Raw genomic sequence first — 12,832 nt, forward strand, 5'->3', positions numbered from 1 at the left:
CTCAACTCCTCAGCAGTACGGCGGATGTGGGCACTCCCTCGCCCGCGGTGACCAGGCAGGTGGCGGCGTCCGGGACCTGGGCCGTGGAGGTGCCCCGCAGCTGCTTCACGCCTTCGTTGATGAGGTTGAAGCCGTGGACGTAGGCCTCGCTGAGCCCGCCGCCGCCGGTGTTCAGCGGCAGCCGGCCGCCGATCTCCAGCGCGCCGCCCTCGGTGAAGGCCGCGCCCTCACCGCGTGCGCAGAAGCCGTAGCCCTCCAGGGAGAGCGGGACGAGCGGGGTGAACGCGTCGTAGATCTGAGCCACGTCGACGTCCTGCGGTTCGAAGTCCGCGGTCTTCCACAGCTGCCGGGCGGCCGTCCAGGCGGGGCCGGTGAGGGGGTCGTCGTTCCAGTAGTTGACCATGCCGTGGTGCTGCGCGGGCAGGCCCTGGGCCGCGGAGTGCAGGTACACGGGGCGGTGGCGGCAGTCGCGGGCCCGTTCGGCCGAGACGATGACACAGGCCAGCGCTCCGTCGGTCTCCAGGCAGTTGTCGAACAGGCACAGCGGTTCGCTGATCCAGCGGGAGGTCATGTACATCTCGCGCGTCAGTGGCCGTTCGTACATGATCGCGGCCGGGTTCTGATTGGCGCGGTTGCGGCAGGCCAGGGCCACGTTGAAGAGATGGTCGCGGGTGGCGCCGTACTCGTGCATGTAGCGGCGGGCCAGCAGGCCGATCTCATCGGCGGGCCGCAGCAGTCCGAAGGGCCTTGTCCACTGGGCGGGCGTGGGGAGCTGCACGGCCGTGTTCTTCCACGGTCTCGGCCCGGAGCCGCGTTTGCGGGAGCGCCAGGCGACGCCCACACTCGCCTGGCCGGTCGCGACGGCCGCGGCGAGATGGGCGAGCGTGGCGCAGGAACCGCCGCCGCCGTAGCCGACCTTGGAGAAGAAGGTGACGTCGCCCGCGCCGATGGACTTGGCGACCTCGACCTCGTCCGTCTCCTCCATCGTGTACGAGGCGAAGGCGTCGACCTCCGAGGCGTCGATGCCCGCGTCGTCGAGCGCCGCGAGGATCGCCCGGCACGCCAGGGTCTTCTCGGACTCGGGCAGGTGCCGGGCGAAGGCCGTCTGGCCTATGCCGACTATCGCCGTCGCGTCCTTGAGGGAGACAGTTCCGAGTCCGGCCACGGGCACCTCCGCCGTTCGTCCCCACTGCTGACAGCGCGTCAGGCTACAGCTAATCTGACGGCTAGTCAGCTACTGTGGCGGGAGGCTTTCCATGCGCGGCGACCTGGAATGGGGCACCGTCCCGAAGCTGGTGCGGGACGCGGCCGAGAGGTACGCGGAACGCGAGGCGGTCGTCGAGGGCCGCACCCGCGTCAGCTACGCCGAACTGGGCGAGCGCGTCGAACGGGCCGCCGCCGCGTGCATCGCCGCCGGCGTCGAGAAAGGTGACCGCGTCGCCGTCTGGGCGCCCAACACCCTCGACTGGATCGTCTCCGCGCTGGGCGCGGTCACGGCCGGCGCGGTCCTCGTCCCGCTCAACACCCGCTTCAAGGGCACCGAGGCAGCCTGGGTGCTGCGCCGCAGCCGCGCCCGGCTGCTCTTCGTCACCGGCACCTTCCTCGGCACCTCCTACGTCGCCTCCCTGCGCCGCGCGGACGTCGAACTCCCGCAGCTGGAACAGGTGGTCGTCCTCGCGGACAGCGCCCCCCAGGACTACCGCACCTGGAAGGACTTCCTGGCGGGCGGCGACGCCGTTACGGCCGAACAGGTCCGCACCCGCGCCGACTCGGTCGAGCCGTCGGCCCCCTCGGACATCATCTTCACCTCCGGCACCACCGGCAGCCCCAAGGGCGCGGTGATCACCCACGCCCAGACCCTGCGCTGCTACGACGTGTGGAGCGAGCTCGCCGGACTGCGCGAAGGCGACCGCTATCTGATCGTGAACCCCTTCTTCCACACCTTCGGCTACAAGGCCGGCATCATCGCCTGCCTCACCCGCGGCGCGACGATGGTGCCGCAGCCGGTCTTCAACGTGAACACGGTCCTCGCCAACATCGCCTCCGAGCGCATCTCCGTTCTGCCCGGACCGCCCACCCTCCACCAGTCGCTGCTGGATCACCCCACCCGCGACCAGCACGATCTGTCCCCGCTGCGGCTCGTCGTCACCGGCGCGGCGGTCGTGCCGCTGCAACTGGTCGAACGACTGCGCAACGAGCTGCACATCGACACCGTCCTCACCGCGTACGGACTCTCCGAAGCCAGCGGCATCGTCACCATGTGCCGCCGCGGCGACGCTCCCGAGACGATCTCCTCCACCTCCGGGCGCGCGATACCCGGCACGGAGCTGAGGGTGCTGGCGGAGCCGGGCATGCCGGGCGAGGTGCTCGTGCGCGGACACCATGTGATGCAGGGCTATTTCGAGGACCCGGACGAGACGGCGCGGGTCATCGACGAGGACGGCTGGCTGCACACGGGTGACGTCGGCGTCCTGGACGAGGAGGGCAACCTCCGGATCACCGACCGGATCAAGGACATGTTCATCGTCGGCGGCTTCAACGCCTATCCCGCGGAGATCGAGCAACTGCTCGGCCTGCACCCCGATGTCGCGGACATCGCGGTCATCGGGGTCCCGGACGCGCGCCTCGGTGAGGTGGGCAAGGCGTATGCGGTGCGGCGCGCGGGCTCGACGCTGACGGCTGACGATCTGATCGCCTGGTCACGGCGGGAGATGGCGAACTACAAGGTGCCGCGGGAGGTGGAGTTCGTGAGAGAGCTCCCGCGGAACGCGAGCGGGAAGGTCCTGAAGCGGGAACTGCGGGTCCGGCGCCGAGAAGGTCCTGACACGGCGGGTGCGGGTTCGGCGCCGAGAAGGTCCTGACGACGGGAGCCGCACAGCGTGGCGCCCTGAGAGACCCCGTGCATGCCGCGACCGCGGCGGCTCCCCTCCGCGCCGCCGCGGCCGCAACCCGTCGATCAGGTCCTGAATCCTGTTCCACGGATCAAGCACCGGGTCCTGTCCCCGAGTTCTCAGATCTTCGGCGGAGCCGGAGTGTGGTGGTCACCCTGCGCCGTCAGCCCGCCGTCCTTGGGCGGAGCCGGCGTGTGGTGGTCACCCGTCGTCGTGATGGCGTCCTTGGGCGGGGCGGGCGTGTGGTGGTCGCCCATGGTGGTGATGGCGTCCTTGGGCGGGGCGGGCGTGTGGTGGTCGCCCATCGTGATGATCTCTTCCGCGTTCTTCTCAGTCATGTCTCTGTCCCCCATGGGATCGCGCGGCACGAACTACAGGTGGCCTTCCGCCCGGCGACTCCCCCGAGGGTCGCCGGACGAAAGGCCGAAGGACTCGCACTCGCCCCCCGGAGAGGTACGGGCCCAGGTGATCCGCCTGCCCCCCGACGCGACGGATCGACTGCTTGAAGCATGTCGGACGAGCATAAACAATCGATGAACGTCCTGGCCGCGGACTGTCACGCCGCACTGAGCGGGGACAGCAGCCCCCGTACCTCCTCGGCCTCCGCCGCACCCGTCTGCTCGTGCAACGTCAGTGCCTCGCGCCAGCAGGCCCGGGCACGATCCGCCTGGCCCAGCGCGGACAGCGCCCGCCCGAGCGTGATGAGGACGTTCGCCCGGGTGCGGTCGCCACCGATGCAGCCGATCGCGAGCGCCTGCTCGGCGTGCTGTGCGGCGCGCGCCGGACGCCGGGCGGACAGATGGGCCTGGGCGATCCGGAAGTACGTCGTCCCCTCCCACAGTCGCTGCCGGTTCGCCTCGAACCGCTCCAGCGCCTCCAGGAGCTGCTCCAGCGCGTCCGCGTGCCGGCCGGCCTCGGTGAGCGCTACCCCCAGCGCGTAGCGGCCGTTGGCCAGGCGCAGTGCGTGGCCTATGTGGTCGTAGATCTCCACGCCCTGCTCCGCCAGGGAGATGGCCTGCGGGACCCGGCCCATGGAGAGCTGGATACGGGAGAGGTTGCACAGGGCGCTCGCCTCGCCGGGGAGGTTGCCGTCCGCGTGGGAGCCCTCCCGGGCCCGGCGCAGATGCTCCTCGGCCTCGGCGTACCGCCCCTGGTTGAAGGCGATGATGCCCCGGTCGTTGTCGGACCAGTAGACGGGCGCGGGGTCGTCGGCGGCCCGGGCGAGCGCGGCGGCCTGCTCGGACTCCTCGTCCGCGGCCTCGTAACGCCCCGCCACCAGATGCACATTGGTCATCGACGTCCGCGCGCGCGCCTCGGCCCGCACGTCCCCCGCCGCGCGGGCCGCGTCGCGCACGGCCACGGCCGCGGCCTCGTACAGCTTGGAGTTGGCACCGGACTCCGCGAGGTTCTGCGCCGCCCACAGCAGATCGGCGGCCAGGCGCAGCCGTACGCCTCCGGAGGCCTGACGCGCGCTCGCGAGCAGACTGTTGGCTTCGGCGTACAGCCAGTCCTGGGCATCGTGCCGGTCGGCGAAGTCGAGGCCGGGGTGGGTGGTGGGACCGACGTGGTGGACCAGCCGGTCGCCGGGACGCTCGATCCCGAACACCCGGGCCGCCGTCGCCAGATAGAAGTCGAGGAGCTTCGTCAGCGCCGCCTCGGCGTCCGCCGGCTGCTCGTCCCGCTCGGAGCACGCACGCGCGTAGAGCCGGACGAGGTCGTGGTAGCGGTACCGTCCCGGCGCCGCGGACTCCAGCAGCGAGGTGTCCACCAGTGCTTCCAGCAGGTCCTCGGTCTCCTGGAGCGGCAGCGAGAGGACCGCGGCCGCCGCGGCGAGCGAGATGTCCGGGCCGTCGGCGAGGCCCAGCAGCCGGAACGCGCGTGCCTGGGCCGGCTCCAGCTGGCCGTAGCCCAGCTCGAAGGTGGCCTTCACCGCCAGGTCACCGGCCTGGAGTTCGTCGAGGCGGCGCCGTTCGTCGGCCAGCTTCGCCGCGAGGACGGACACCGTCCAGGTGCGCCGGGCCGCGAGCCGTGAGGCCGCGATACGGATCGCGAGCGGCAGGAAGCCGCAGGCCGCGACCACGTCGAGAGCGGCCTTCCGCTCGGAGGTGACCCGCTCGTCTCCGACGATCCGGGTGAACAGCTGGAGTGCTTCCTCGGGGGACATCACATCGAGGTCGACGAGATGGGCGCCCGCGAGGTCGACCATCCGGACCCGGCTGGTGACCAGGGCCGCGCAGCCGGCGGTACCGGGCAGCAGCGGGCGGATCTGGGCGGCGTCGCGGGCGTTGTCCAGGAGGACGAGGATGCGGCGGCCGGCGAGGGTGGAGCGGTACAGCGCCGCGCGCTCGTCCAGCGAGTCCGGGATCGCCGAGTCCGGGGTGCCGAGGGCACGCAGGAACGCGCCCAGTACGGCGTCCGGTTCGGCCGCGCGATGGCCGGCGCCCTGGAGGTCGACGTAGAGCTGGCCGTCCGGGAAGCGCGGGCGGGACTCGTGGGCGACATGGACCGCGAGCGTCGTCTTGCCGACGCCGCCGATGCCCGCGAGTGCCGAGACCGCCATGACGGAGCCCTCGGCGGTGGCGAGCCGGTCGCCGAGCTCCCTGACGAAGGCGGCGCGTCCGGTGAAGTCGGGCACGGTCGCGGGGAGTTGGGCCGGAAGGGTGACCTGGGGTGCCGGTTCCTGCTCCTCGCTGGGCCTGGCCAGTTCGGCGTCGGCCTGGAGGATGCGCTGCTGGAGCCGGGAGAGTTCGGGCCGAGGGTCGACGCCCAGTTCCTCGGCGAGCAGCCGGCGGGTGTCCGCGTACACGGCCAGCGCCTCGGCCTGCCGTCCGCTGCGGTACAGCGCCAGCATCAGCAGCTCGCGCAGCCGCTCCCGGAGCGGGTGCGCCGCGGTCAGCGCCGTCAGTTCCGAGACGGCCTCGGCGTGGCTGCCGACCTCCAGGTCCAGGTCGAGCCGGGTCTCCAGCAGTTGGAGGCGCCATTCCTCCAGGCGGGCGCGCTGGTTCTCGGCGTAAGGGCCCGGCACATTGGCCAGCGGTTCGCCGTCCCACAGTCCGAGGGACTTGTTGATCAGCACCCGGGCCTGGCCGCGGTCGCCCGCGGCGCGCGCCTTCTCGGCCTCGGCGGACAGTTCCTGGGCCACGGAGAGATCGAGGGCCTCGGGCCTGATCCGTATGGCATAACCGCCGGACTCGCTGACGAGGGCGTTGGCGCTGAGGATCTTGCGCAGCCGTGAGGCGTACGTGCGGACGGCGGCGAGCGCCTGTGAGGGCGGGTCCTCGCCCCACATGCCGTCGATGAGTTCGGCGGCGGTCGCGGTGCGTCCGTCGCGCAGCAGGAGGGCGGCCAGCAGGGCGCGTTGCTGGGGTGAGCCGGAGGGCAGAGCCTCGCCGCCGCGCCAGGCCCGCACCGGTCCGAGCACACTGAAGCGCAGGTCGACGACGCCGCTGGGCACCGGTAGACGTTGCTCCGGTACGCGTGCCCCGCGGTCACGGTCCATAGCTGCCCCCTGCCCCCGAACTGCCGGATCGCCATCGACAGTCTGCCTTGTGCATGGCGGCCGCGTCAGCAGCGGGGCGTCTACTCCTCGCCCCTCCCCATGCCCGGCTTCACGCTAACCTCTTCCGGCGATCTTCCTCACGGCCTCCTCACTGCCTCCCCGAGGTCTCTTCCGTGCCTCTCCAGATCCTCTTCACGGCCGGTACACCGCCCCCGGCTCGGCCTTTGCCGGTGCAAGGAGCTCGGGCACGGTGACGAAGGTGTAGCCGCGCTTCTCCAGTTCGTCGATGATCCCGGGGACCGCGGGCACCGTCCCGTCGTAGATGTCGTGCAGCAGAATGATGCCGTCACGTCCGGCCTGGTCGAGTATCCGGGTCTTGATCAGCTCGGAGTCCGTCGTCGAGTAGTCCTTGGCGGTGGCGCTCCACAGGATCTGGGCGAGTCCGAGCTCCTTGCTGACCTCGGCGACGTCGTCGTTGATCCGTCCCTGGGGCGGGCGCATCAGGGTCGGCCTGCGGCCGGTGATCTTTGCGATGGCGTCCTGCGTACGGGAGAGCTCCTCGCGTATCTCGTCGCGGCCGAGCTGATCGAGCCGCCGGTGGGACCAGGTGTGGTTGGCCACCTCGTGACCCTCGTCGGACAGGCGGCGCACCAAGTCGGGACGGGTGACGACATGGTTCTTGCCGAGCAGGAAGAACGTCGCGTGAATGTTCTTCTCCCGCAGGATGTCGAGCAGTCGGGCCGTGTGCTCGCCGGGGCCGGCGTCGAAGGTCAGGGCGATGCACTTCGCGGTGGCGCAGTCCGTACGGGCGGATGCTCCGCGCCCCTTGCCCGCTCCTGTGGCCGGGGCCTGGGCCGGCCGCCCGGTGCCGGGCCCGGCATCGGAGGCCGCGCGGGCGCGGGCGTCGGCCGGTGACTGCGTCTCCATGGAGCACCCACCGAGGCTCAGCGCGAGGGTGGCCGCAACCGCCGCGGCGACCGCCGTGAGCGTGGACTTCTTCATGTTCTCGGGCATGACGGACAACCCCATCGACGGGAGGCGGGCGCACGGGACGAGCACTGCGCCGCAGGTCGGCGGCGAGCGCCATCGCACTATACATACGGTGTATACCTCGTGTGTATAGTGGGCCCGGCGGGTCCCCGCGGGGCCGGGGGAGGGTCGAGGCGGGAGTGCGGGGCGCGCGGTGTCCCGCCGGGCGGTCCGCGGTGTGCGGATAGCTGACGAACCGTCAGATCGGCGCTACGGTAAGACGTATGGAGACCTTCCCGAAGATCATCTCGGTGGACGACCACACGGTGGAGCCGCCCAACGTCTGGCGGGACCGGCTCCCGTCGAAGTACCAGAACACCGGCCCCCGCGTCGTCCGGGCGCCCCTGAAGGAAATGACCTTCATGGGGGGCAGGTTCGCCCCGGTCATGGGCGCGAAGGGCGACGACGGCCCCATCGGCGACTGGTGGGTCTACGAGGACCTGCACCGCCCGCTGACCCGCCTCGACACCGCCGTAGGCTACGACCGCGACGAGATCAAGCTGGAGGTCATCACCTTCGAGCAGATGCGGCCGGGCTCCTTCAGCGTCCCGGAACGGCTCGCGGACATGGACGTCAACCACGTCCAGTCGGCGCTGTGCTTCCCTACCTTCCCCCGCTTCTGCGGCCAGACCTTCACCGAGGCGAAGGACCGTGAGCTGGGCCTGCTCGGGGTGCGCGCCTACAACGACTGGATGGTGGAGGAATGGTGCGGCCCCGAGGCGCAGGGCCGGCTCATCCCGCTCACCCTCATCCCGCTCTGGGACGCGGAGCTCGCCGCCGAGGAGGTCCGCCGCAACGCCGCCCGCGGGGTGCGCGCGGTCGCGTTCTCCGAGATACCCCCTTATCTCGGTCTGCCGTCCGTCCACTCGGACGACTGGGACCCGCTGCTGCGCGCGTGCGACGAGACGGGGACGGTGATCGCCATGCACATCGGCTCGTCCTCGAAGATGCCCTCGACCTCGGCGGACGCACCGCCGGCCGTCGGTTCGACGATCACCTTCGCCAACTGCTGCTTCTCGATGGTCGACTGGCTGATGAGCGGCAAGTTCGAGCGCTTCCCGAACCTGAAGATCATGTACGCGGAGGGCCAGATCGGCTGGATGCCGTACGTCCTGGAGCGCGCGGACGTGGTCTGGGAGGAGAACCGCGGCTGGGGCGGCGTCGCCGACAAGGTGCTGCGCCCGCCGTCGGAGCTGTTCGCCGAGCACGTCTACGGCTGTTTCTTCGACGACGCCTTCGGCCTGAGGAACCTGGACGCGATCGGTGTCGGCAACGTCCTCTACGAGACGGACTACCCGCACTCCGACTCGACCTGGCCGAAGTCCCGGGAGGTCGGCGAGTCCCAGATGGGCCATCTGCCGCCGGACGTCGTGGACCGCATCGTGCGGGGCAACGCGATCGAGCTGCTCGGCCTGACGGCGGAAGGCCTGTGGGCGGGGGCCGTGACGCAGCGGGGGGCGTGACGCAACGGCGGGGTCCCGCCGCCGGGACGTACGGGTGGGGCCCTCCGGCAGGGCGCGGCGCCGGCCGTTCCACCTCGCCGCGAGCGGGCCGCTGTCGGTGGCGCGGTGTTCAATCGGAGACATGTCCCCCAGGCGTGAGCGTGACCCGATCGACCCCCTCTCCGGCCGTCCTGCGGTCCCGGACGACAGAGCCGTCGTCCGGGACGAGGACTGGTACGGAAGAGATCTGTCCGGCGAGCGCCGCACCGGCCACACGTTCTACGACACCGACTGGACCGAGGTGGAGAACGACGGCGGGATCTTCGACGAGTGCACCTTCTCCGGGGTGAAGTTCAACGCCTCGCGGCACACCAACGCCGCCTTCACCAACTGCACCTTCAAACGGTGCTCCTTCTTCGACACCCGCTTCGACCAGTGCAAGGCCGTCGGCAGCGTCTTCCAGCAGTGCACGTTCAGCATCCTCCAGGTCCACGGCGGGGACTGGTCCTTCGCCGCACTGCCCGGCGCCGATCTGCGCAGCGCCCTCTTCGAGGGCGTGCGGATGCGGGAGGCCGACCTCAGGGGGGTCCGGCTGGAGGGCGCGACCGTGACCCGTGTCGATCTCTCCGGCTCCCTGCTGCACGGCGCGAAGCTGTCCGGCGCCGATCTGCGCGGCAGTGACCTGTCCGCGCTGGACCCCCTCACCGTGGAGCTCACCGGGGCGAAGATCGACCTGGAGCAGGCCGCGGTCGTCGCCGCCGCGCTGGGGTTCGATGTGACCTGACCCGCCCCTCCCCTTGTCTGACGCGCCATCAGATACCACGATGGGTCTCCGGCACTCGTAATTGACGGTTCGTCAGTTCAATTCGGGTCACGTCGGCGTCCGAGGTGGAGGAAGCGGCATGGCGCATGTGCAGGTACTGCCCGAAGGGCGGCTGTCGTACGGGATGCAGCTCCCGGTCCAGTCGCAGAGCACCATCTACGCGGAGTCCTGGGAGACCGTGGCGGGCGCTGAGGATCTCGCCGAGATCGCGAGGGCCGCGGACAGGACCGGCTTCGCGTACGTCGCGAGCTGCGACCATGTCGCGATCCCGCGCCGGCTCGCCGACGCCATGTCCACCGTCTGGTACGACCCGGTGGCCACGCTCGCCTTCCTCGCCGGCATCACCGAACGGGTCCTGCTGCTCAGCCATGTCGCCGTCGTCGGGCTGCGGCACCCGCTGGTGAGCGCCAAGCAGTACGCGACCCTGGACCATCTCTCCGGCGGGCGGCTCGTCCTCGGCGTCGGGGCCGGGCATGTGCAGGAGGAGTTCGACGCACTCGGCGCCGACTTCGCCGGGCGCGGGCCGGTCCTGGACGAGACGATCGACGCGCTGCGGGCCGCGCTCGGGCCCGAGGAGTACCCCGAGTTCGCGGGGGAGCGGTTCTCCTTCTCCGGACTCGGCCAGCGGCCCCGGCCCGTCCAGTCGCAGGTCCCCGTCTGGGTGGGCGGGTCCTCGCCGGCGGCCGTGCGCCGGGCGGCCCTGCGCGGCGACGGCTGGTTGCCCCAGGGCGACCCGCGCGGAAAGCTCCCGGGCCGGATAGCCCGGTTGCGGCAGTTGCGCGAGGAGGCCGGGATCGACGACCCCATCGAGATCGGCGCCATCACCGAGCCCCTGTACGTGGGGGAGCCGGACTGGGAGACCGGCCGGCGGACCCTGACCGGCAAGCCCGACGCCATCGCCGAATCGCTGCGCGCGTACGCGGCCATGGGCGTGCGGCAGATCCAGGTGCGCTTCCGCAGCCGCAGCCGCGGTGAACTGACCGACCAGATGGCGGCCTTCGCCGCCGACGTCGCCCCGCACCTCAACAGCTGAGACCGCTTTCGACGGCTCGAGGGAGTCATCCATGGGAAAGCTCGACGGACGCGTCGTCCTCATCACGGGCGCGGCGCGCGGACAGGGTGAGCAGGAGGCGCGGCTGTTCGCGGCCGAGGGCGCGAAGGTGATCCTCGCCGATGTGCTCGACGACCAGGGCGAGGCGCTCGCCAAGGAACTGGGCGAGGACACGGCCGCGTACATGCATCTCGACGTCGGCCAGGAGGACGGCTGGACCGCGGCCGTCACCGCGGCCAAGGGCGCTTTCGGCAGGATCGACGGGCTGGTCAACAACGCGGGAATCCTGCGCTTCAACGAGCTGGTGAGCACGCCGCTGGAGGAGTTCCAGCAGGTCCTCCAGGTCAACCAGGTCGGGGTGTTCCTGGGGATCAAGACGGTCGCGCCCGAGATCGAGGCCGCGGGCGGCGGCACCATCGTCAACACCGCCTCGTACGCGGGCCTGACCGGGATGACCTGCATCGGCGCTTACGCGGCGAGCAAGCACGCGATCGTCGGTCTCACCCGGGTCGCCGCCCTGGAACTCGCGGCGAAGGGGATTCGCGTCAATGCCGTGTGCCCGGGGGCGGTGGACACCCCGATGAGCAATCCGGAGGGCACGGACCCGGGTGCGCTGGACCAGCTCTACCGGAAGCTGGTGCCGCTGGGGCGGGTGGGGCGGCCGGACGAGGTGGCGCGCCTCGCCCTGTTCCTGTCCTGCGAGGACTCCTCGTACATCACGGGGCAGCCGTTCGTGATCGACGGCGGCTGGCTGGCCGGAGTCAGCGTTCTCTGAGGCACCGTCAGCTATTGACGCTCGAAGCGGGCGGTGGAACAGTCGACGCATTCGATCTGACGGTCCGTCAGGAACAGAGGGACGGTGAACCCCCTTGGAATTCGGGCTCTTTGTACAGGGATATGTCGGCAAGCGCGCCGAGACCGACCCGCTCGCCGAGCACAAGGCGCTGATGGAGGAGACCGAGTACGTCATCCAGGCGGACAGGAGCGGGTTCAAGTACGCCTGGGCCTCCGAGCACCACTTCCTGGAGGAGTACTCGCACCTCTCGGCCAACGACGTCTATCTCGGCTACCTCGCGCACGCGACGGACCGCATCCATCTGGGCTCCGGCATCTTCAACCCGCTGGCGCCCGTCAACCACCCCGTGAAGGTCGCCGAGAAGGTCGCCATGCTCGACCATCTCTCCGAGGGCCGCTTCGAGTTCGGCACCGGCCGCGGTGCGGGCAGCCACGAGATCCTCGGGTTCATGCCGGGCATCACCGACATGAACCACACCAAGGAGATCTGGGAAGAGACCATCGCGGAGTTCCCCAAGATGTGGCTGCAGGACGAGTACGTCGGCTTCCAGGGCAAGCACTGGTCCCTGCCCCCGCGGAAGATACTGCCGAAGCCGTACGGCACCTCCCACCCGGCCATGTGGTACGCCGCCGGCTCCCCGTCCTCGTACGCGATGGCCGGCAAGAAGGGCCTCGGCGTCCTCGGCTTCAGCGTGCAGAAGGTCTCCGACATGGAGTGGGTCGTCGAGTCGTACAAGACGGCCGTCAAGGAAGCCGTCGCGATCGGTGACTTCGTCAACGACAACGTCATGGTGACGTCCACCGCCATCTGCGCGGAGACGCACGACAAAGCGGTCGAGATCGCCGTCGGCGGCGGGCTCAACTACCTCCAGTCGCTGCTGTTCCGCTACCACGACACCTTCCCCCGGCCCGAGGGCATCCCCGAATGGCCCGAGCTGCTGCCCGAGTACAGCGCGGAGATCATCGAGCTGCTCATCGCCGAGGAACTGATGATCTGCGGCGACCCGGGTGAGGTGCTCCAGCAGTGCAAGCGCTGGGAGCAGGCCGGGGCGGACCAGCTGTCGTTCGGACTGCCCATCGGGATCTCCTACGAGGACACGATGAACACCATCAAGCTGATCGGTGAGCATGTGATCCCGCAGATCGACACGGATCCGGTCCACCGGACCACGCGCTTCCGCGGGACCGCGGGAGCATGACCGGTTTCGGCGCGGGCACTTCGCCCATCCACAGGAACGTGTACGCGGCCTTCATGGTCGACGTCCTCGGCATCGACGTCGTCCTCGGCCGCAAGACCGCGCG

Annotated in this window: 10 protein-coding genes; 6 read left to right on the plus strand and 4 right to left on the minus strand. The window is 70.5% G+C overall.

Features of this window, described 5'->3' with window-relative positions; genetic code table 11:
• Position 1: 1 nt before the first annotated feature.
• Positions 2 to 1,165 (minus strand): lipid-transfer protein, encoded by a 1,164-nt coding sequence (locus ABTX78_RS24900; RefSeq protein ID WP_502993953.1) that lies wholly within the window; start codon positions 1,163 to 1,165, stop codon positions 2 to 4.
• Positions 1,166 to 1,256: 91 nt separating this feature from the next.
• Here ABTX78_RS24900 and ABTX78_RS24905 point away from each other — a divergent pair, with 91 nt between their 5' ends.
• The gene (locus ABTX78_RS24905; protein ID WP_352209000.1) at positions 1,257 to 2,861 is read left to right on the plus strand and encodes a FadD3 family acyl-CoA ligase; all 1,605 of its coding nucleotides are present in this window, start codon (positions 1,257 to 1,259) and stop codon (positions 2,859 to 2,861) included.
• A gap of 149 nt (positions 2,862 to 3,010) precedes the next feature.
• Here the strand turns inward: ABTX78_RS24905 and ABTX78_RS24910 are convergent, their stop codons facing one another.
• From ABTX78_RS24910 to ABTX78_RS24920, 3 genes are all read right to left on the minus strand, one after another.
• Complete coding sequence (locus ABTX78_RS24910) at positions 3,011 to 3,229, minus strand: hypothetical protein (protein ID WP_352209001.1); 219 nt, start codon at positions 3,227 to 3,229, stop codon at positions 3,011 to 3,013.
• A gap of 218 nt (positions 3,230 to 3,447) precedes the next feature.
• Positions 3,448 to 6,390, minus strand: a complete 2,943-nt coding sequence (gene afsR / locus ABTX78_RS24915; protein ID WP_352209002.1) for an SARP-family global regulator AfsR — start codon at positions 6,388 to 6,390, stop codon at positions 3,448 to 3,450.
• A gap of 192 nt (positions 6,391 to 6,582) precedes the next feature.
• On the minus strand, positions 6,583 to 7,404 hold the full coding sequence (locus tag ABTX78_RS24920) for a polysaccharide deacetylase family protein (RefSeq protein ID WP_352209003.1): 822 nt from the start codon (positions 7,402 to 7,404) through the stop codon (positions 6,583 to 6,585).
• A 239-nt stretch (positions 7,405 to 7,643) separates the two neighbouring features.
• Between ABTX78_RS24920 and ABTX78_RS24925 the strand changes: the two genes are divergently transcribed.
• The 5 genes from ABTX78_RS24925 (at position 7,644) to ABTX78_RS24945 (ending at position 12,729) form a co-directional block, all read left to right on the plus strand.
• A complete protein-coding gene (locus tag ABTX78_RS24925; protein WP_352209004.1) occupies positions 7,644 to 8,882 on the plus strand; it encodes an amidohydrolase family protein in 1,239 nt (412 codons plus the stop codon).
• 121 nt (positions 8,883 to 9,003) lie between these two features.
• Entirely contained in the window at positions 9,004 to 9,645 is a 642-nt protein-coding gene (locus tag ABTX78_RS24930; RefSeq protein ID WP_352209005.1) for a pentapeptide repeat-containing protein, read from the plus strand.
• Between the two features lie 118 nt (positions 9,646 to 9,763).
• Positions 9,764 to 10,717 carry an LLM class F420-dependent oxidoreductase gene (locus tag ABTX78_RS24935; protein WP_352209006.1) on the plus strand — a complete coding sequence of 318 codons (954 nt, stop codon included), beginning with the start codon at positions 9,764 to 9,766 and terminating at the stop codon, positions 10,715 to 10,717.
• A gap of 31 nt (positions 10,718 to 10,748) precedes the next feature.
• Positions 10,749 to 11,510 carry an SDR family NAD(P)-dependent oxidoreductase gene (locus ABTX78_RS24940; protein WP_352209007.1) on the plus strand — a complete coding sequence of 254 codons (762 nt, stop codon included), beginning with the start codon at positions 10,749 to 10,751 and terminating at the stop codon, positions 11,508 to 11,510.
• Between the two features lie 94 nt (positions 11,511 to 11,604).
• Positions 11,605 to 12,729 carry an LLM class flavin-dependent oxidoreductase gene (locus tag ABTX78_RS24945; RefSeq protein ID WP_352209008.1) on the plus strand — a complete coding sequence of 375 codons (1,125 nt, stop codon included), beginning with the start codon at positions 11,605 to 11,607 and terminating at the stop codon, positions 12,727 to 12,729.
• The last annotated feature ends 103 nt before the right edge of the window (positions 12,730 to 12,832 follow it).

The organism is Streptomyces sp. NPDC096193 (genome assembly GCF_040302905.1).
Lineage (GTDB): Bacteria > Actinomycetota > Actinomycetes > Streptomycetales > Streptomycetaceae > Streptomyces.

Coding starts and splice junctions, on each gene's coding strand:
- ABTX78_RS24940 (WP_352209007.1), top strand. CDS start 10,749: ATGGGAAAGCTCGACGGACGCGTCGTCCTCATCACGGGCGCGGCGCGC.
- ABTX78_RS24910 (WP_352209001.1), bottom strand. CDS start 3,229: ATGACTGAGAAGAACGCGGAAGAGATCATCACGATGGGCGACCACCAC.
- ABTX78_RS24930 (WP_352209005.1), top strand. CDS start 9,004: ATGTCCCCCAGGCGTGAGCGTGACCCGATCGACCCCCTCTCCGGCCGT.
- afsR (WP_352209002.1), bottom strand. CDS start 6,390: ATGGACCGTGACCGCGGGGCACGCGTACCGGAGCAACGTCTACCGGTG.
- ABTX78_RS24920 (WP_352209003.1), bottom strand. CDS start 7,404: ATGCCCGAGAACATGAAGAAGTCCACGCTCACGGCGGTCGCCGCGGCG.
- ABTX78_RS24905 (WP_352209000.1), top strand. CDS start 1,257: ATGCGCGGCGACCTGGAATGGGGCACCGTCCCGAAGCTGGTGCGGGAC.
- ABTX78_RS24925 (WP_352209004.1), top strand. CDS start 7,644: ATGGAGACCTTCCCGAAGATCATCTCGGTGGACGACCACACGGTGGAG.
- ABTX78_RS24935 (WP_352209006.1), top strand. CDS start 9,764: ATGGCGCATGTGCAGGTACTGCCCGAAGGGCGGCTGTCGTACGGGATG.